Source organism: Klebsiella sp. 2680 (genome assembly GCF_900198535.1).
GTDB lineage: Bacteria > Pseudomonadota > Gammaproteobacteria > Enterobacterales > Enterobacteriaceae > Klebsiella > Klebsiella indica.
Genome location: NZ_FZNJ01000007.1, coordinates 73429 through 90287 on the forward strand (window position 1 = coordinate 73429; position 16859 = coordinate 90287).

Consider the following 16859-nt stretch of genomic DNA (forward strand, 5'->3'; position numbering starts at 1 on the left):
ACGCTGCGGCAGCGTGTATAATAGGCTCGTATGTAAGCTCTATTTTGACCACCACATACATAAGACACTCATGGCTCAAGGCACGCTTTATATTGTTTCCGCCCCTAGCGGCGCAGGTAAATCCAGCCTGATTCAGGCTTTATTAAAAACCCAACCGTTGTACGACTCTCAGGTTTCTGTTTCGCATACCACACGCGCGCCACGCCCGGGTGAAGTGCACGGTGAACACTATTTCTTTGTTAATCATGACGAATTCAGAAAGATGATTGACAGAGACGCTTTTCTTGAACATGCAGAAGTCTTTGGCAACTATTACGGCACCTCTCGCGAAGCTATCGAGCAGGTACTGGCGACCGGCGTCGATGTCTTCCTTGATATCGACTGGCAGGGCGCACAGCAAATCCGTAACAGAATGCCTGGCGCGCGCAGCATCTTTATTTTGCCGCCGTCCAAAGATGAGCTTGACCGTCGCCTGCGCGGCCGCGGTCAGGACAGCGAAGAGGTTATCGCGAAACGTATGGCTCAGGCAGTTGCAGAAATGAGCCATTACGCGGAATATGATTACCTTATAGTGAATGATGATTTTGATACCGCGTTAAGCGATTTGAAAATTATTATTCGCGCCGAACGCCTGCGCATGAGCCGCCAAAAGCTGCGACATGGCGCTTTAATCAGCAAACTGTTGGCAGACTGAACCCACTTTCAGTATCATGCCCAGTCATTTCTTCACCTGTGGAGCATTTTAAGTATGGCACGCGTAACTGTTCAGGACGCTGTAGAGAAAATTGGTAACCGTTTTGACTTGGTACTGGTCGCCGCGCGTCGCGCTCGTCAGATGCAGGTAGGCGGAAAGGATCCGCTCGTACCGGAAGAAAACGATAAAACTACCGTAATCGCACTGCGCGAAATCGAAGAAGGTCTGATCAACAACAAGATCCTCGACGTTCGTGAGCGCCAGGAACAGCAAGAGCAGGAAGCCGCTGAATTACAAGCCGTTACCGCTATTGCTGAAGGTCGTCGTTAATCACACAGCGGGTCGCCCTTGTATCTGTTTGAAAGCCTGAATCAGCTGATTCAAAACTACCTGCCGGAAGAGCAAATTAAACGTCTTCGGCAGGCTTATCTCGTTGCACGTGACGCTCACGAGGGTCAGACACGTTCGAGCGGTGAACCCTATATCACACACCCGGTAGCGGTAGCCTGTATTCTGGCCGAAATGAAACTCGACCACGAAACGCTCATGGCCGCCCTGCTGCACGATGTGATAGAGGATACCCCCGCCACCTACCAGGACATGGAGCAGCTTTTTGGGAAAAGCGTTGCTGAACTGGTTGAGGGGGTGTCAAAGCTTGATAAGCTGAAATTTCGCGATAAGAAAGAGGCCCAGGCTGAAAACTTTCGCAAAATGATTATGGCGATGGTGCAGGATATCCGCGTCATCCTTATCAAGCTCGCTGACCGCACCCACAATATGCGCACGCTGGGTTCATTGCGCCCGGATAAACGTCGTCGTATCGCCCGCGAAACGCTGGAAATCTATAGCCCCCTGGCGCACCGTTTAGGTATCCATCACATCAAAACCGAGCTCGAAGAGCTGGGCTTTGAGGCGCTGTACCCTAACCGCTACCGCGTCATTAAAGAGGTGGTTAAAGCGGCGCGCGGCAACCGCAAAGAGATGATTCAAAAAATCCTCTCTGAGATCGAAGGGCGTTTGCAGGAAGCGGGGATTCCCTGTCGCGTGAGCGGGCGTGAAAAGCATTTATACTCTATCTACTGCAAGATGGTGCTCAAAGAGCAGCGTTTTCACTCGATCATGGATATCTACGCCTTCCGCGTAATCGTGCATGACTCTGACACCTGCTATCGCGTGCTGGGTCAGATGCACAGCCTTTACAAGCCGCGTCCCGGTCGCGTTAAAGACTATATCGCCATTCCGAAAGCGAACGGCTATCAATCTTTGCACACTTCGATGATCGGCCCGCACGGCGTCCCGGTTGAGGTGCAAATTCGTACCGAGGACATGGACCAGATGGCGGAAATGGGGGTTGCGGCGCACTGGGCTTATAAAGAGCACGGCGGCGAAAGTAGCACCACCGCGCAAATCCGCGCCCAGCGCTGGATGCAGAGCCTGCTGGAGCTCCAGCAAAGCGCCGGTAGTTCATTTGAATTCATTGAAAGCGTGAAATCCGATCTGTTCCCGGATGAGATTTACGTTTTCACCCCGGAAGGGCGCATTGTTGAACTGCCCACTGGCGCTACGCCGGTAGACTTCGCCTATGCGGTGCATACCGATATCGGCCATGCCTGCGTCGGTGCACGGGTAGATCGTCAGCCATACCCGCTGTCGCAGCCGCTCTCCAGCGGTCAGACGGTAGAGATTATTACCGCGCCTGGCGCGCGTCCCAACGCGGCGTGGCTGAATTTTGTCGTCAGCTCGAAAGCACGCGCCAAGATTCGCCAGTTATTGAAAAACCTCAAGCGCGAAGACTCCGTCAGCCTCGGACGCCGCTTGCTCAACCACGCGCTTGGCGGCAGTCGTAAGCTGGCTGAAATTCCGCCAGAGAATATTCAGCATGAACTTGAGCGCATCAAGCTGGCAACCCTTGACGATCTGCTGGCTGAAATCGGCCTCGGCAATGCCATGAGCGTCGTGGTCGCAAGGAATCTGCAGCAAGGGCAAACCCCCGCCGTGCCGGCACAACCAGCGCCTGCGGGGCACAACCATCTGCCGATTAAAGGCGCAGATGGCGTGCTGCTGACGTTTGCCAAATGCTGCCGCCCGATTCCCGGCGACCCCATTATTGCGCACGTCAGCCCCGGCAAAGGGCTGGTTATCCACCATGAGTCCTGTCGTAATATTCGCGGCTATCAGAAAGAGCCGGAGAAATTTATGGCGGTCGAGTGGGATAAAGAGACGGCGCAGGAGTTTATCACCGAAATTAAGGTGGATATGTTCAACCACCAGGGCGCGCTGGCTAACCTGACTGCGGCGATCAACACCGCATCTTCCAATATTCAAAGTCTGAATACGGAAGAAAAAGATGGCCGCGTATACAGCGCCTTTATTCGTCTCACCGCGCGCGACCGCGTGCATCTGGCAAATATTATGCGCAAGATCCGCGTGATGCCGGACGTGATAAAAGTCACCCGTAACCGAAACTAGCTTGATACACAAAATCATTTTGCTTGCCTCCCGAAACGCTTTCGCATTTTGAACAGCGCTTACACTGCCCCGAAGGGGGGAGGCGATAAATCGAGTCACCCGCAACCAACGCCGACGCAATTTGAAGGATAAGAGCATATGAACCCACAGCGTTATGCGCGTATTTGTGAAATGCTCGCCAGACGTCAGCCTGATCTGACGGTCTGCATGGAGCAGGTCCACAAACCTCATAACGTCTCTGCGGTGATCCGTACCGCAGACGCCGTCGGCGTGCATGAAGTCCACGCCATCTGGCCGGGTAGCCGTATGCGCACCATGGCCTCCGCGGCGGCTGGCAGCAACAGTTGGGTACAGGTCAAAACCCACCGAACTATTGGCGATGCGGTCGCCCATTTAAAAAGTCAGGGGATGCAAATCCTCGCAACTCATCTCTCTGATAAAGCCGTTGATTTTCGTGAAATCGACTATACCCGTCCAACCTGCATCCTGATGGGTCAGGAGAAAACGGGTATCACTCAGGAAGCGTTAGACCTGGCGGATCAGGACATCATTATCCCAATGACTGGCATGGTGCAGTCGCTGAACGTCTCCGTTGCCTCGGCGCTCATTCTGTATGAAGCCCAGCGCCAGCGGCAAAATGCCGGCATGTACCAGCGCGAGAACAGCATGCTGCCGGAAGAAGACCAGCAGCGTCTGCTGTTTGAAGGCGGCTATCCGGTGCTGGCAAAGGTCGCGAAACGTAAAGGCCTGCCCTACCCCCACGTCAACGAGCAGGGGGAAGTTGAAGCCGATGCCGCCTGGTGGGCCACCATGCAGGCGGCGGGATAAAACTATGCAAGGTCGCCTGTTAGATGCCATCCCTCTCAATACCCTAACCGGCGTTGGCGCGGCACAGAGCAGCAAACTGGCGAAAATTGGCCTGCATACGGTGCAGGATCTGCTTCTGCATCTGCCGCTGCGTTATGAAGACCGTACTCACCTGTATCAAATCAGCGAACTGTTGCCCGGCGTGTACGCCACCGTCGAAGGTGAAGTTCTCAACTGCAACATCACCTTCGGCGGTCGCCGGATGATGACCTGTCAGATCAGCGACGGTTCCGGCATCCTCACCCTACGCTTTTTCAATTTCAGCGCGGCAATGAAAAATAGCCTGGCGACCGGGCGCCGCGTACTGGCCTACGGAGAAGCGAAACGCGGTAAACACGGGGCGGAAATGATCCACCCGGAATACCGGGTTCAGGGCGATATGAGTCCCCCCGATTTACAGGAAACGCTGACCCCGGTTTATCCCACGACAGAAGGCGTCAAGCAGGCGACCCTGCGTAAGCTCACCGACCAGGCGCTGGAACTACTTGAAACCTGCGCGATCAATGAGCTGCTGCCGCCGGAGCTGGCCCAGGGGATGATGAGCCTGCCAGAAGCCTTGCGCACCCTGCATCGCCCGCCGCCCTCTTTACAGCTCAGCGAACTGGAAAGCGGTAAGCATCCGGCGCAGAGGCGTCTCATTCTGGAAGAACTGCTGGCGCATAACCTCAGCATGCTGGCGTTGCGGGCGGGCGCCCAGCGCTACCACGCCCTCGCACTCAGCGCTGACAATACGCTAAAAGATAAGCTGCTGGCCTCCCTTCCGTTCACACCTACTGGCGCTCAGGCGCGCGTGACGGCTGAAATCGAGCGTGATATGGCGCTGGATGTACCGATGATGCGTCTGGTACAGGGTGATGTAGGTTCCGGTAAAACCCTGGTCGCCGCGCTTGCCGCATTGCGCGCTATCGCCCACGGCAAGCAGGTAGCGCTAATGGCGCCGACCGAACTGCTGGCAGAACAGCATGCGCATAACTTCCGCAGTTGGTTCGAACCTTTAGGCCTTGAAGTCGGCTGGCTGGCGGGCAAGCAAAAAGGCAAAGCCCGTCTGGCGCAACAGGAGGCGATCGCCAGCGGCCAGGTCCAGATGATTGTCGGTACCCACGCCATCTTCCAGGAACAGGTACAGTTTAACGGCCTGGCGCTGGTCATTATCGACGAACAGCACCGTTTTGGCGTCCACCAGCGCCTGGCGTTATGGGAGAAGGGCCAACAGCAGGGTTTTCATCCTCATCAGTTGATCATGACCGCGACCCCGATTCCACGGACTCTGGCGATGACCGCCTACGCCGATCTCGACACTTCCGTTATCGACGAACTGCCGCCGGGCCGCACGCCAGTCACTACGGTGGCGATTCCGGATACCCGCCGCAGCGATATCATCGATCGTGTGCGTAACGCCTGTAGCCATGAAGGCCGCCAGGCCTACTGGGTCTGTACGCTGATTGAAGAATCGGATCTGCTGGAAGCCCAGGCAGCGGAAGCCACCTGGGAAGAGCTAAAACTGGCTCTGCCGGAGCTGAATATCGGCCTGGTACACGGGCGTATGAAATCTGCCGAAAAACAGGCGGTAATGAGCGCGTTTAAGCAAGGTGCGCTGCATCTGCTGGTCGCCACCACGGTGATTGAAGTCGGCGTTGACGTGCCCAACGCCAGCCTGATGATTATCGAAAACCCGGAACGTCTGGGACTGGCGCAGCTTCACCAGCTCAGAGGGCGCGTCGGGCGCGGAGCGATGGCCTCTCACTGCGTGTTGCTCTACAAATCGCCGCTCTCAAAAACCGCACAAAAGCGCCTGCAGGTGCTGCGCGATAGCAACGACGGTTTCGTCATTGCCCAGAAAGACCTGGAAATTCGCGGCCCCGGCGAGCTCCTCGGCACCCGTCAGACCGGCAACGCGGAATTCAAAGTGGCGGATTTACTGCGCGATCAGGCGATGATCCCGGAGGTTCAGCGTATCGCCCGTCATATTCACGAGCGCTATCCCCGGCAAGCTCAGGCGCTTATTGAGCGCTGGATGCCGGAAACCGAACGCTATTCCAACGCGTAGCGCAAAGGTCCTCTCACCACGCTGCGCATAATTTTTCTTCAGATGAGTGGATTATGAAACGAGAACTGGCCATCGAATTTTCGCGTGTCACCGAAGCCGCCGCGCTGGCGGGCTATAAATGGTTGGGTCGTGGTGATAAAAACACTGCCGACGGCGCAGCCGTCAATGCCATGCGTATTATGCTCAACCTGGTCAATATTGACGGCACGATCGTGATCGGCGAAGGCGAAATCGATGAAGCGCCGATGCTGTATATTGGCGAGCGCGTCGGTACCGGCAACGGTGATGCGGTGGATATCGCCGTCGATCCCATCGAAGGCACGCGCATGACGGCGATGGGCCAGGCCAACGCGCTGGCGGTCATGGCGGTAGGCGATAAGGGCTGTTTCCTCAACGCGCCGGATATGTACATGGAGAAGCTGATTGTCGGTCCGGGGGCGAAAGGCGCTATTGATCTCAACCTGCCGCTGGCGGAAAACCTGCATAACATCGCCAGCGCGCTGAACAAACCGCTAAGTGAATTAACGGTCACCATTTTAGCCAAACCACGTCACGATGACGTTATTGTTGAACTACAAAAACTGGGCGTGCGCGTATTCGCCATCCCTGATGGCGACGTCGCGGCATCCATTCTCACCTGTATGCCAGACAGCGAAGTTGACGTCATGTACGGTATCGGCGGCGCACCGGAAGGTGTGGTGTCCGCAGCGGTGATTCGCGCGCTGGACGGCGATATGAATGGCCGTCTGCTGGCGCGTCATCACGTAAAAGGCGACAACGAAGAGAACCGCCGCATCGGCGAAAACGAGCTGCAGCGCTGCCAGGCAATGGGCATTGAAACGGGCAAAGTGCTGCGCCTGGACGATATGGCGCGCAGCGACAATGTGGTTTTTTCCGCCACCGGCATCACCAAAGGCGATCTGCTGGACGGTATCACGCGCAAGGGGAATATGGCCACCACCGAAACGCTGCTCATCCGCGGAAAATCCCGTACCATCCGCCGTATTCAGTCGATTCATTATCTCGATCGCAAAGATCCGGATATCCAGTTACACATCCTGTAAATCATTTGATCAATCGAGCTTTCCGGCCTTTTCGGGCTGGAAATCTGCTCTCGTCGCGGTGAAGATACGCTAACAAGATTGAAAGGAGAGACGTTATGGCAAACTGGGTTACAGGCAAAGTGATAAAAGTGCAGAACTGGACTGATGCACTGTTTAGCCTCACCGTTCACGCGCCGGTTGATCCATTCACCGCAGGGCAGTTTGCCAAACTGGGGCTGGATGTTGACGGTGAACGCGTGCAGCGCGCCTATTCCTACGTCAACGCGCCCGGGAATCCTGATCTTGAGTTCTACCTGGTAACCGTACCGGAGGGCAAACTCAGCCCACGGCTCGCGGCGCTGAAGCCGGGAGATGAAGTGCAGGTTGTCAGCGAGGCCGCCGGTTTCTTTGTGCTGGACGAAGTACCGGATTGCGACACGCTGTGGATGTTAGCCACGGGTACGGCGATTGGCCCGTACCTGTCGATTCTGGAAGAGGGGAAAGACCTGGAGCGCTTTAAAAACGTGGTGCTGGTACACGCGGCGCGGTATGCCGCCGACCTCAGCTACCTGCCGCAGATGCAGGCGCTGGCAGCACGCTATGCGGGTAAACTCCGCATTCAGCCGGTTGTCAGCCGGGAAAGCGTGCCGGGTATGCTGACGGGACGGATTCCGTTCCTGATTGAAACCGGCGCGCTGGAAGAGGCCGTTGGCCTGCCGATGAATGCCGATAACAGCCACGTCATGCTGTGTGGGAACCCGCAGATGGTGCGCGACACCCAGCAGTTGCTGAAAGAGACCCGGCAGATGCGTAAGCATCTGCGTCGCCGCCCTGGCCATATGACTGCCGAACACTACTGGTAGTCAGGACGCCGCTTTCCAGCGTACATCCAGCGTCTCGGCACCAAACTTATTCGCCCCCTGGGTGCCGACAAATGCGCCCAGATCAATAAGCATCATGACGATAATCAGCGTCGGAATGAACCGCCCTACGCCCCACTGCCAGACGCCGGGCAACATGGACCAGTTCCCCGCCAGCAGCATCCACGCCAGAATCAGCAGTAGCGCCCAGAGCCCGGATTTTCCCCGATCGTGCAGGCGTTTAACGGTGACTGCCGCCGTGGGCCACAACAGGCACACCAGAATAAAAGCCGCCGTTTGCAAATTGAGAAGATTACTGCCAGCCAGCGTAAACAGCGCGCTCATGGTCATTATCCAGATAGCAATCCAGATCCAGAAATCGCGGCGTCCAATCCGCCCTTTAATTGAGAATAGCCACTGCTGTAGGGACATATTTTATTCCTTATGATCATCACTGGCGTAGTTTAGCCTGGAGAAGTGACTTTTTGACAAGCGCGGCGGTTATCGTTTTAATCATCTGCAGACAAAAAAAGGAAAGATGGGTATGAAGAAGTGGACAACCTTATGTTTTATTGGCCTGGCGGCGCTATCCGTCGGCCCGGAAGCGTTGTCCGCCGGGTCTGAGTCCACCACCACGGCGCCCTATCTTCTCCCGGGCTCGCCGGTTTTTGATACCTCCATCAGCGAGTTTCGGGAAAAATTTAACGCAAATAATCCAAATCTACCACTCAATGAATTTCGCGCCATTACCTCCAGCCGGGACCAGGCGAACCTGACCCGCGCCGCCAGCAAAATTAACGAAAACCTTTACGCCTCTACCGCCCTTGAGCGCGGGACGCTCAAAATTAAATCAATGCAAATCACCTGGCTGCCGATTGAGGGGCCGCAGCAAAGAGCGGCGAAAGCCAAAGCGCAGGAGTATATGAGTGCCGTAATACGCGCTTTCGTGCCTACGCTTAGCCAGATACAAAGCCAGCAGAAGCTGCAAAAATTGCTGGCCGCAGGGAAAGGAAAGCGTTATTTCACGGAAAGCGAAGGCGCGGTGCGCTATGTTGTGGCTGACGACGGTGAAAAGGGGCTAACCTTCGCTGTTGAACCGATTAAGCTGGCGCTATCTGAAACGCTGGAAAACAACAATAAATGACAAAAAGCAAAGCCTTTCCAGGGATGAATCTCTATACTGTTTCACAGACCATGCTGCCCGCGGGGGCGGCTATATTCCTTAATTCGCTTTAAAGCGTGGAGAATAAAAATGCGACATCCTTTAGTGATGGGTAACTGGAAACTGAACGGCAGCCGCCACATGGTAAACGAACTGGTCGCTAACCTGCGTACCGAACTGGCTGGCGTAACCGGCTGTGCCGTTGCCATTGCTCCGCCTGAGATGTACATCGACCTGGCTAAACAAGCCGCAGCAGGCAGCCACATTCACCTGGGCGCGCAGAACGTTGACCTGAACCTGTCCGGCGCATTCACCGGCGAAACATCTGCCGCAATGCTGAAAGACATCGGCGCTCAGTACATCATTATCGGCCACTCCGAGCGTCGTACCTACCACAAAGAATCCGATGAATTTATCGCTAAAAAATTCGCTGTTCTGAAAGAACAGGGGCTGATCCCGGTACTGTGCATCGGTGAAACCGAAGCAGAAAACGAAGCGGGAAAAACGGAAGAAGTGTGCGCGCGTCAGATCGACGCCGTTCTGAAAACTCAGGGCGCGAGCGCGTTCGAAGGCGCCGTTATCGCTTACGAACCGGTGTGGGCAATCGGTACCGGCAAATCCGCTACCCCGGCTCAGGCTCAGGCGGTACACAAATTTATTCGTGACCACATCGCGAAAGCCGATGCGAAAGTGGCTGAGCAAGTCATCATCCAGTATGGCGGTTCCGTTAACGCGGGCAACGCGGCGGAGCTGTTCACCCAGCCGGATATCGACGGCGCGCTGGTTGGCGGCGCATCCTTGAAAGCTGACGCTTTCGCAGTGATCGTTAAAGCCGCTGAAGCGGCAAAAAATGCGTAAGATACAATAGTTACAATACAGATGGCCCGGACAAAACGTCCGGGTTCTTTTTATCCTGCTACAATTTCCCCAACGCCTGATACCACAGATAATCCAGCGGCAGCAGAATCAAATAGCTCACTGCCGCCAGCGCAATACACAGCAGCATGCCGGCACGCGCAGGGACTTTTCCCAGCCCCATCGCCACCACAATCGGCGACGCCTGATACGGCAGCAGCGGCGTAGAGTAGCCCAGCACCTGAATCATAATCACACTTAACAGCGGGAAGCCGGTGGCATCGGCAAAGCTCTGAGCGAAGGTGGTATACAGCGCCGGCACGCCGTTAGCGGTCATAATAAAGTTCAGCGCGCTGGTGATACCAGTCAATGCGAGAAAGCTGGTGAACGGGCTCTCTTGATCCAGCGGCATAATATGCAGCAACGCATTCCCCATCACACGACCAATACCGGTTTGAGTCACCGTGATCGCCAGCCCCAGAATTCCGGCAACATAGAGGCAGGTGCGAATATTCACCCCGCTGGAGAACTCTTCGCCGCGAATAAAACCGATCCGCGGCAGAAGCGTGATCGCTGCCGCCGCCAGCCCGGTCCAGGCTGGCCCGACGCCGTGCCAGCTCTCCGTCACCCACAGCGTCAATACTGCCGCCAACATCCACGCCAGGCGCTTCTCGTCACGGCTCATTGGCGGCTGCGGCGTCATATCGCTCGGCGGATGGGGTTGCCCGGGAAACAGCCAGCATATCAGCGCAATCAACGCCGCCCCTTTCAACCAGCCGAGCACCGGTGTATGGAGCAGTAAATAGGGCACGTAATTCAGGTGGATACCGTATGACCCTTCCGCCGCGCCGCTCATCACCAGATTCGGTACGTTGGCAGGCAGAATCGTGGCGGACAGTTGAAAGGTACCGAACCCAACCGCCAGCGCCAGCCCGTACCAGGGGCGCGTGCCATCCTCAATACCCGCACGTTTCGCCATCGCCGCAACAATCGGCATCAGCAGCGCAATGCGCCCCATATTGGATGGCATAACGAAAGCCAGGGCATAGCTGAGCAGCACTACGCTACCAACCATCAGCGGCCAGGAATTGGTCAACCGCGACGATAGCGCCCGCGCCGCTCTGTCCGCCAGACCGGTTTTGCGAATGGCGATCCCCAGCACAAAGCCGCTGAATACCAGCCAGAAAGCCGATGAGGCGAAGCCGCCGAAGATAACATCCGGCGGAGCGATTTTGGCAATCATTGCGGCGGCAAAAAACAGCAACGCGGTCAAAAACTCCGGCAGCAGCGAAGTCGCCCAAAGAAGAATAGTGATACCAACGATAATCGTAGGAAGGAACAGAGGATGGGACAACCAGAGTGACATACCTGTCTCCTGTCGTTTTTTTCAGCAAGAATACGCCAGCCAGTAAGACAGGTAAACGCTTGAGATGATGTAATGCCAGCCAGCTAAGCAAGCCATCAGCACGCCACTTTCATCTGGCGGCCACTTCTGGATGCGCCCTTACGTTCTCACCAGCGTCCCTGATGCGTACCGCCTCCATGCGGTAAGTGCGCGATGAATTTGCGGCCCCCAATGCTGAAGGCCATAAAAATGGCGGATATCGCGGGGTTAATGCAGGATCGCGCAACGATGATCCTGAAGTTCTTCCGCCGATGCGCGATTGAGCGTCAGCAAATTACGCTCGGTCGCCAGCAGTACCAGCGATCCGTCACTCTGTTTCGCCATTGCCAGCGCAAAGCGGCCCATATGCTCCCGCGCCTCCGGCACCTCTTCCGCCAGCATCAGGAACGGGCTGCGCTGCGCCAGCTCCGTTTCGGTAACCCGACGCGCCAGATATTTATGGCCCATTAACCCACCGGGCAGCGGCAACCAGCGGCTGCTAATAGCGGACGCTTCGTTATCCAGTTGCGTTCGAACATCAGGCCGCAGGCAGGAGATATGAATATGGAGATGATTTTGCGTACGCCCGCTGCGTGAGTTGATAGCCAAAGAGACCACATTATCCGATACGGCGGAACCACGATGCTGACTCAAGATTTCGCGCCTCTGCCAGGCCTGCCAGAAGAAGTTTGGCGTCAATGGGTTAAGCAACAACGGGCTTTCGGTACCGTTAATACGGTAAGTCGGCATCAACAGGTACTGCAGCGGACCATTGCGATCCTTCAACAGAACATAGCCAGCCTTCAGGTTCACTTCCGCACAGGGCGCAGGATTATGATTCTGCTGTTGGTCAGGGACGCACTGTTGCAGCACAATGTGACGCAACGCGTCAGGATTGCCGGAATGGAACCAGTGATAACCGCCAGCAATCGCCGCCAGAACCACAACCAGCAACGCTAATAAAAGATACCGTACTCTTCGCATTATGTTTTCCTGTCTCGACCGGAAACGGAAGAGTAGCGCAGTTTAATGACTAAATGAAAACAGAAGAGAGTTACGGAATCCTTTTCCGGCGGTGAGGCGGCAAAACCGCCACGCTGCATGAACGTCGCTCCCCGACAGGCAAGGGTGCCGCCGGGGACAAACTAAGAGAATTAACGCTGGCTAATCTGATCGAAGGTGCCGCCGTTAGAAAAGTGCTCTTTCTGGGCTTTAGTCCAGCCGCCAAATACATCATCAATAGTGAACAACTTCAGTTTCGGGAACTCACTGGCATATTTTTTCGCCACTTCAGGGTCCCGTGGGCGATAGAAATTCTTCGCCGCGATCTCCTGGCCTTCCGGCGAGTAGAGATACTTCAGATACGCTTCCGCCACCTGGCGGGTTCCTTTTTTGTCGACCACTTTATCAACGACAGCAACGGTCGGCTCAGCCAGAATCGATTCACTCGGGGTGATGATTTCAAATTTATCTTTACCCAGCGCGCTCGTCGCCAGCAGGGCTTCGTTTTCCCAGGCAATCAGCACATCGCCAATGCCGCGCTCGACAAAGGTGTTGGTTGCGCCACGCGCGCCAGAATCCAGCACTTCAACGTTCTTAAACAGCGCTTTCACGAACGCCTGAGCTTTAGCCTGATCGCCATTGTTATGATGCAGAGCGTAGCCCCAGGCCGCCAGATAGTTCCAGCGCGCGCCGCCGGAAGTTTTCGGGTTCGGAGTAATCACCGACACACCTGGTTTTATCAGGTCGTTCCAGTCATGAATCTGCCTGGGATTGCCTTTACGTACGAGGAACACAATGGTTGAAGTATATGGCGCCGAGTTATCCGGCAGGCGTTTCAGCCAGTTTTTATCAATCCGGCCGCGCTCAGCAATCGCGTCGACGTCATAGGCCAGCGCAAGAGTGACAACATCGGCATCAATGCCATTGATTACCGAGGTCGCCTGTTTGCCGGAGCCGCCATGAGACTGGCGAATCACCACGTTGTCGCCAGTTTCCTGCTTCCAGTGCGCGCTAAACGCTTTATTGTACTGTTCGTACAGCTCACGCGTCGGATCGTAAGAAACGTTTAATAGTTGAATATCTTTTGCCAGAACGCTGGCGGATGCCAGCAACAGAGTTAACCCTACGCCCCATTTATTCATCGCACCGCTCTCTTTGTGTTGTGTTGTGAGGGGTTAAGCGTGCCAGAAAGCCAATCGATGATTAAAGAATAAAAAAAGATTTGCTATAACTTGTGAATATATAAAGCGGGGGGGAATACCCTCTCCCAAACGGGAGAGGGGGAAATCATTATACTTCTTCCATGCGGCCCAGCAGCGCCTGCAGACGATCCTGCCAGCCCTGCAGCTGTTCTTTCAACTGACCGTTTTCACGCTCAATTTCTTCACGGGTGTGCTGCGCGCTCTGTACTTCCTGCGCCAACGTGTTGTTCTTTTCTTTCAGCTCTTCGATTTCCATCTGTAACAGAGTGATGGTATCAATCGCCTGCTGAACTTTAGATTCTAATTTCTCAAACACTTCTAATGACATCGTCATACCTCTCCTGAACTTGCAAGGCGTTGATAGAAACCGTCCGTTTCGTATACGCGTTGACGCCTTAACGAAAATTAGCGCACTACAGTAATGATGTAGTCGATTGTATGAAGCCCCGCCGTCACTGTCCAGCGGCAAGCCGCGCAGATTGCGGTTTGCAACACTTTTCAGCCTTTACCTGGTCTGCTAACTGTGTTTCCCCGCGACTTTTTCATAATTGTTAATCTTCAGGTTAAAAAATTGAGCGGTGAAACGCTCCCGCAAAATGGCTGAACACCCGTTTATAGCGCGAAAACGCTCATTTTCTTGACGCAGCACACACATTTGAATTTCGATATTTCTCGTTTTTGCTCGTTAACGATAAATTAACACTATACCTACACGGCAGCGTGGTCGCCCGCGACCTTCAGACATACAATAACCATCATTACGCTTCAGGATTCAATTATGAGCCAAACATCAACACTAAAAGGCCAGTGCATTGCAGAGTTCCTCGGTACCGGGTTGTTGATCTTTTTCGGCGTTGGGTGCGTCGCTGCGCTCAAGGTCGCGGGGGCCAGCTTCGGTCAATGGGAAATCAGCATCATCTGGGGTCTCGGTGTCGCAATGGCGATTTACCTGACCGCAGGCGTGTCCGGGGCGCACCTTAACCCGGCGGTTACCATCGCGCTATGGCTGTTCGCCTGTTTCGATGGTCGTAAAGTCGTTCCTTTTATCATTTCGCAATTCGCTGGCGCCTTTTGCGCTGCAGCTTTGGTTTACGGGCTTTATTACAATCTTTTCTTCGATTTCGAACATACTCACCATATGGTGCGCGGTAGCGTCGAAAGTCTTGAACTGGCCGGCATATTCTCCACTTACCCCAATCCACATATCAATTTTGTGCAGGCCTTCGCGGTAGAAATGGTGATTACCGCTATCCTGATGGGCGTCATTCTGGCGCTGACTGACGATGGTAATGGCGTGCCGCGTGGCCCGCTGGCCCCGCTGTTGATCGGCCTGCTGATCGCCGTTATTGGCGCATCTATGGGCCCGCTGACCGGCTTCGCCATGAACCCGGCGCGTGATATTGGCCCAAAAGCCTTCGCCTGGCTGGCCGGCTGGGGAAACATCGCCTTCACTGGCGGCAAAGATATCCCTTATTTCCTGGTGCCGCTCTGTGCGCCAGTGGTCGGTGCTGCACTGGGTGCGTTCGGCTACCGCAAGCTGATTGGCCGCCATCTCCCCTGCGACACCTGCGTCGTCGAAGTCGAAGAAAAAGCAGCAACCACTTCACACTCAACGTCGCAACACAAAGCTTCGCTGTAATCTGACTACGGGACTCATACTATGACCGACAAAAAATATATCGTAGCGCTCGACCAGGGCACCACCAGTTCCCGCGCCGTTGTAATGGATCACGATGCCAATATCGTCAGCGTCTCTCAGCGAGAATTCGAACAAATCTATCCCCGCCCGGGTTGGGTTGAACACGACCCAATGGAAATCTGGGCATCGCAAAGTTCCACGCTGGTTGAAGTGCTGGCAAAAGCCGATATCAGCTCCGATCAAATCGCGGCGATTGGCATCACCAACCAGCGTGAAACCGCCATCGTGTGGGAGCGAGAGACCGGTAAGCCGATTTACAACGCTATCGTCTGGCAGTGCCGTCGTACCGCTGAAATCTGCGAGCAGCTTAAGCGCGACGGTATGGAAGAGTACATCCGCAAGGCCACCGGCCTGGTGGTTGACCCCTACTTTTCCGGCACCAAAGTGAAGTGGATCCTCGACCATGTCGATGGCGCGCGCGAACGCGCGAAACGCGGCGAATTGCTGTTCGGCACCGTGGATACCTGGCTTATCTGGAAAATGACCCAGGGGCGCGTCCACGTTACCGATTACACCAACGCTTCACGTACCATGCTGTTCAATATCCACACGCTGGACTGGGACGACAAAATGCTTGATGCGCTGGATATCCCGCGCGCCATGCTGCCGGAAGTGCGCAAGTCCTCCGAAGTGTACGGCCAGACCAATATCGGCGGTAAAGGCGGCACGCGTATTCCCATCGCCGGTATCGCGGGCGACCAGCAGGCTGCGCTATTCGGCCAACTGTGCGTTAAAGAAGGGATGGCGAAAAACACCTACGGCACCGGCTGCTTTATGTTGATGAATACCGGCGAAAAAGCCGTGGCGTCAACGCATGGTCTGCTGACTACCATCGCCTGCGGCCCCCGCGGTGAGGTGAACTACGCCCTGGAAGGCGCGGTGTTTATGGCTGGTGCCTCCATCCAGTGGCTGCGTGATGAAATGAAGCTGATTAGCGACGCGTTCGATTCCGAATATTTCGCCACCAAAGTGAAAGATACCAATGGCGTGTACGTGGTACCGGCGTTTACCGGCCTTGGGGCGCCGTACTGGGATCCGTATGCCCGTGGCGCGATTTTCGGTCTGACCCGCGGCGTGAACGCGAATCACATTATTCGCGCGACGCTGGAGTCGATTGCTTATCAGACCCGCGATGTGCTGGAAGCCATGCAGGCAGATTCCGGAATTCGTCTGCACGCTCTGCGCGTCGACGGTGGCGCTGTGGCCAACAACTTCCTGATGCAGTTCCAGTCCGATATTCTCGGCACTCGCGTGGAGCGCCCGGAAGTACGTGAAGTTACCGCGCTGGGCGCAGCCTATCTGGCTGGTCTGGCGGTCGGTTTCTGGCAGAACCTGGATGAGCTGCAGGAAAAAGCGATTATTGAGCGCGAGTTCCGTCCGGGGATCGAAACCACCGAGCGTAACTATCGCTATAGCGGCTGGAAGAAAGCGGTAAAACGCGCCCTGGCGTGGGAAGAGCACGACGAGGGGTAATATTGTCGCGGGTGAGTTCCACTCTCGCCCGCTGGCAGGGTAATCACCCAGGCCCGGACGGGCATACCTCGCCAATCCGGGCTTTTTCTGCCCGGATTCGGT

16 protein-coding genes are annotated in these 16859 nt (G+C 55.4%); 11 read left to right on the top strand and 5 right to left on the bottom strand.

Annotated features, from left to right (window positions below; all coding sequences use genetic code 11):
• Positions 1 to 70 precede the first annotated feature (70 nt).
• The 7 genes from gmk (at position 71) to fpr (ending at position 7983) form a co-directional block, all read left to right on the top strand.
• Positions 71 to 694 carry a guanylate kinase gene (gene gmk, locus FN037_RS22400; RefSeq protein ID WP_138360990.1) on the top strand — a complete coding sequence of 208 codons (624 nt, stop codon included), beginning with the start codon at positions 71 to 73 and terminating at the stop codon, positions 692 to 694.
• 54 nt (positions 695 to 748) lie between these two features.
• The gene (rpoZ, locus tag FN037_RS22405; RefSeq protein ID WP_004106927.1) at positions 749 to 1024 is read left to right on the top strand and encodes a DNA-directed RNA polymerase subunit omega; all 276 of its coding nucleotides are present in this window, start codon (positions 749 to 751) and stop codon (positions 1022 to 1024) included.
• A gap of 18 nt (positions 1025 to 1042) precedes the next feature.
• Complete coding sequence (gene spoT, locus FN037_RS22410; protein ID WP_138360989.1) at positions 1043 to 3163, top strand: bifunctional GTP diphosphokinase/guanosine-3',5'-bis pyrophosphate 3'-pyrophosphohydrolase; 2121 nt, start codon at positions 1043 to 1045, stop codon at positions 3161 to 3163.
• A gap of 138 nt (positions 3164 to 3301) precedes the next feature.
• On the top strand, positions 3302 to 3991 hold the full coding sequence (gene trmH / locus FN037_RS22415; protein ID WP_138360988.1) for a tRNA (guanosine(18)-2'-O)-methyltransferase TrmH: 690 nt from the start codon (positions 3302 to 3304) through the stop codon (positions 3989 to 3991).
• 4 nt (positions 3992 to 3995) lie between these two features.
• Positions 3996 to 6077, top strand: a complete 2082-nt coding sequence (gene recG / locus FN037_RS22420; protein WP_142503192.1) for an ATP-dependent DNA helicase RecG — start codon at positions 3996 to 3998, stop codon at positions 6075 to 6077.
• A 53-nt stretch (positions 6078 to 6130) separates the two neighbouring features.
• Positions 6131 to 7141 carry a class II fructose-bisphosphatase gene (gene glpX, locus FN037_RS22425; RefSeq protein ID WP_138360986.1) on the top strand — a complete coding sequence of 337 codons (1011 nt, stop codon included), beginning with the start codon at positions 6131 to 6133 and terminating at the stop codon, positions 7139 to 7141.
• A gap of 95 nt (positions 7142 to 7236) precedes the next feature.
• Complete coding sequence (fpr, locus tag FN037_RS22430) at positions 7237 to 7983, top strand: ferredoxin--NADP(+) reductase (protein WP_142503193.1); 747 nt, start codon at positions 7237 to 7239, stop codon at positions 7981 to 7983.
• On the opposite strand, the gene FN037_RS22435 is transcribed toward fpr, so the two are convergent.
• Positions 7984 to 8412 (bottom strand): DUF805 domain-containing protein, encoded by a 429-nt coding sequence (locus FN037_RS22435; RefSeq protein WP_138360984.1) that lies wholly within the window; start codon positions 8410 to 8412, stop codon positions 7984 to 7986.
• 112 nt (positions 8413 to 8524) lie between these two features.
• Here FN037_RS22435 and FN037_RS22440 point away from each other — a divergent pair, with 112 nt between their 5' ends.
• Both FN037_RS22440 and tpiA read left to right on the top strand, forming a co-directional pair.
• Complete coding sequence (locus FN037_RS22440) at positions 8525 to 9124, top strand: DUF1454 family protein (RefSeq protein WP_138360983.1); 600 nt, start codon at positions 8525 to 8527, stop codon at positions 9122 to 9124.
• Between the two features lie 108 nt (positions 9125 to 9232).
• Positions 9233 to 10000, top strand: coding sequence for a triose-phosphate isomerase (tpiA, locus tag FN037_RS22445; RefSeq protein ID WP_138360982.1), 768 nt, complete (start codon positions 9233 to 9235; stop codon positions 9998 to 10000).
• A 58-nt stretch (positions 10001 to 10058) separates the two neighbouring features.
• Here the strand turns inward: tpiA and FN037_RS22450 are convergent, their stop codons facing one another.
• The 4 genes from FN037_RS22450 to zapB form a co-directional block, all read right to left on the bottom strand.
• On the bottom strand, positions 10059 to 11363 hold the full coding sequence (locus FN037_RS22450; protein ID WP_142503194.1) for an SLC13 family permease: 1305 nt from the start codon (positions 11361 to 11363) through the stop codon (positions 10059 to 10061).
• Between the two features lie 246 nt (positions 11364 to 11609).
• Positions 11610 to 12365 (bottom strand): CDP-diacylglycerol diphosphatase, encoded by a 756-nt coding sequence (locus FN037_RS22455; RefSeq protein WP_138360980.1) that lies wholly within the window; start codon positions 12363 to 12365, stop codon positions 11610 to 11612.
• A 170-nt stretch (positions 12366 to 12535) separates the two neighbouring features.
• Positions 12536 to 13525, bottom strand: coding sequence for a sulfate ABC transporter substrate-binding protein (locus FN037_RS22460; protein WP_138360979.1), 990 nt, complete (start codon positions 13523 to 13525; stop codon positions 12536 to 12538).
• A gap of 148 nt (positions 13526 to 13673) precedes the next feature.
• Entirely contained in the window at positions 13674 to 13919 is a 246-nt protein-coding gene (zapB, locus tag FN037_RS22465) for a septal ring assembly protein ZapB (RefSeq protein ID WP_171034868.1), read from the bottom strand.
• Between the two features lie 444 nt (positions 13920 to 14363).
• Between zapB and FN037_RS22470 the strand changes: the two genes are divergently transcribed.
• Both FN037_RS22470 and glpK read left to right on the top strand, forming a co-directional pair.
• On the top strand, positions 14364 to 15224 hold the full coding sequence (locus tag FN037_RS22470; protein ID WP_142503195.1) for an MIP/aquaporin family protein: 861 nt from the start codon (positions 14364 to 14366) through the stop codon (positions 15222 to 15224).
• Between the two features lie 21 nt (positions 15225 to 15245).
• The gene (gene glpK / locus FN037_RS22475) at positions 15246 to 16757 is read left to right on the top strand and encodes a glycerol kinase GlpK (protein ID WP_142503196.1); all 1512 of its coding nucleotides are present in this window, start codon (positions 15246 to 15248) and stop codon (positions 16755 to 16757) included.
• Positions 16758 to 16859: the final 102 nt, after the last annotated feature.

What these genes read in the sequence shown, in the direction of transcription:
- FN037_RS22440 (WP_138360983.1), top strand. Translation starts at nt 8,525, where the DNA reads ATGAAGAAGTGGACAACCTTATGTTTTATTGGCCTGGCGGCGCTATCC.
- tpiA (WP_138360982.1), top strand. Translation starts at nt 9,233, where the DNA reads ATGCGACATCCTTTAGTGATGGGTAACTGGAAACTGAACGGCAGCCGC.
- rpoZ (WP_004106927.1), top strand. Translation starts at nt 749, where the DNA reads ATGGCACGCGTAACTGTTCAGGACGCTGTAGAGAAAATTGGTAACCGT.
- glpK (WP_142503196.1), top strand. Translation starts at nt 15,246, where the DNA reads ATGACCGACAAAAAATATATCGTAGCGCTCGACCAGGGCACCACCAGT.
- trmH (WP_138360988.1), top strand. Translation starts at nt 3,302, where the DNA reads ATGAACCCACAGCGTTATGCGCGTATTTGTGAAATGCTCGCCAGACGT.
- FN037_RS22460 (WP_138360979.1), bottom strand. Translation starts at nt 13,525, where the DNA reads ATGAATAAATGGGGCGTAGGGTTAACTCTGTTGCTGGCATCCGCCAGC.
- zapB (WP_171034868.1), bottom strand. Translation starts at nt 13,919, where the DNA reads ATGACGATGTCATTAGAAGTGTTTGAGAAATTAGAATCTAAAGTTCAG.
- recG (WP_142503192.1), top strand. Translation starts at nt 3,996, where the DNA reads ATGCAAGGTCGCCTGTTAGATGCCATCCCTCTCAATACCCTAACCGGC.
- gmk (WP_138360990.1), top strand. Translation starts at nt 71, where the DNA reads ATGGCTCAAGGCACGCTTTATATTGTTTCCGCCCCTAGCGGCGCAGGT.
- fpr (WP_142503193.1), top strand. Translation starts at nt 7,237, where the DNA reads ATGGCAAACTGGGTTACAGGCAAAGTGATAAAAGTGCAGAACTGGACT.
- FN037_RS22450 (WP_142503194.1), bottom strand. Translation starts at nt 11,363, where the DNA reads ATGTCACTCTGGTTGTCCCATCCTCTGTTCCTTCCTACGATTATCGTT.
- glpX (WP_138360986.1), top strand. Translation starts at nt 6,131, where the DNA reads ATGAAACGAGAACTGGCCATCGAATTTTCGCGTGTCACCGAAGCCGCC.
- FN037_RS22470 (WP_142503195.1), top strand. Translation starts at nt 14,364, where the DNA reads ATGAGCCAAACATCAACACTAAAAGGCCAGTGCATTGCAGAGTTCCTC.
- FN037_RS22455 (WP_138360980.1), bottom strand. Translation starts at nt 12,365, where the DNA reads ATGCGAAGAGTACGGTATCTTTTATTAGCGTTGCTGGTTGTGGTTCTG.
- FN037_RS22435 (WP_138360984.1), bottom strand. Translation starts at nt 8,412, where the DNA reads ATGTCCCTACAGCAGTGGCTATTCTCAATTAAAGGGCGGATTGGACGC.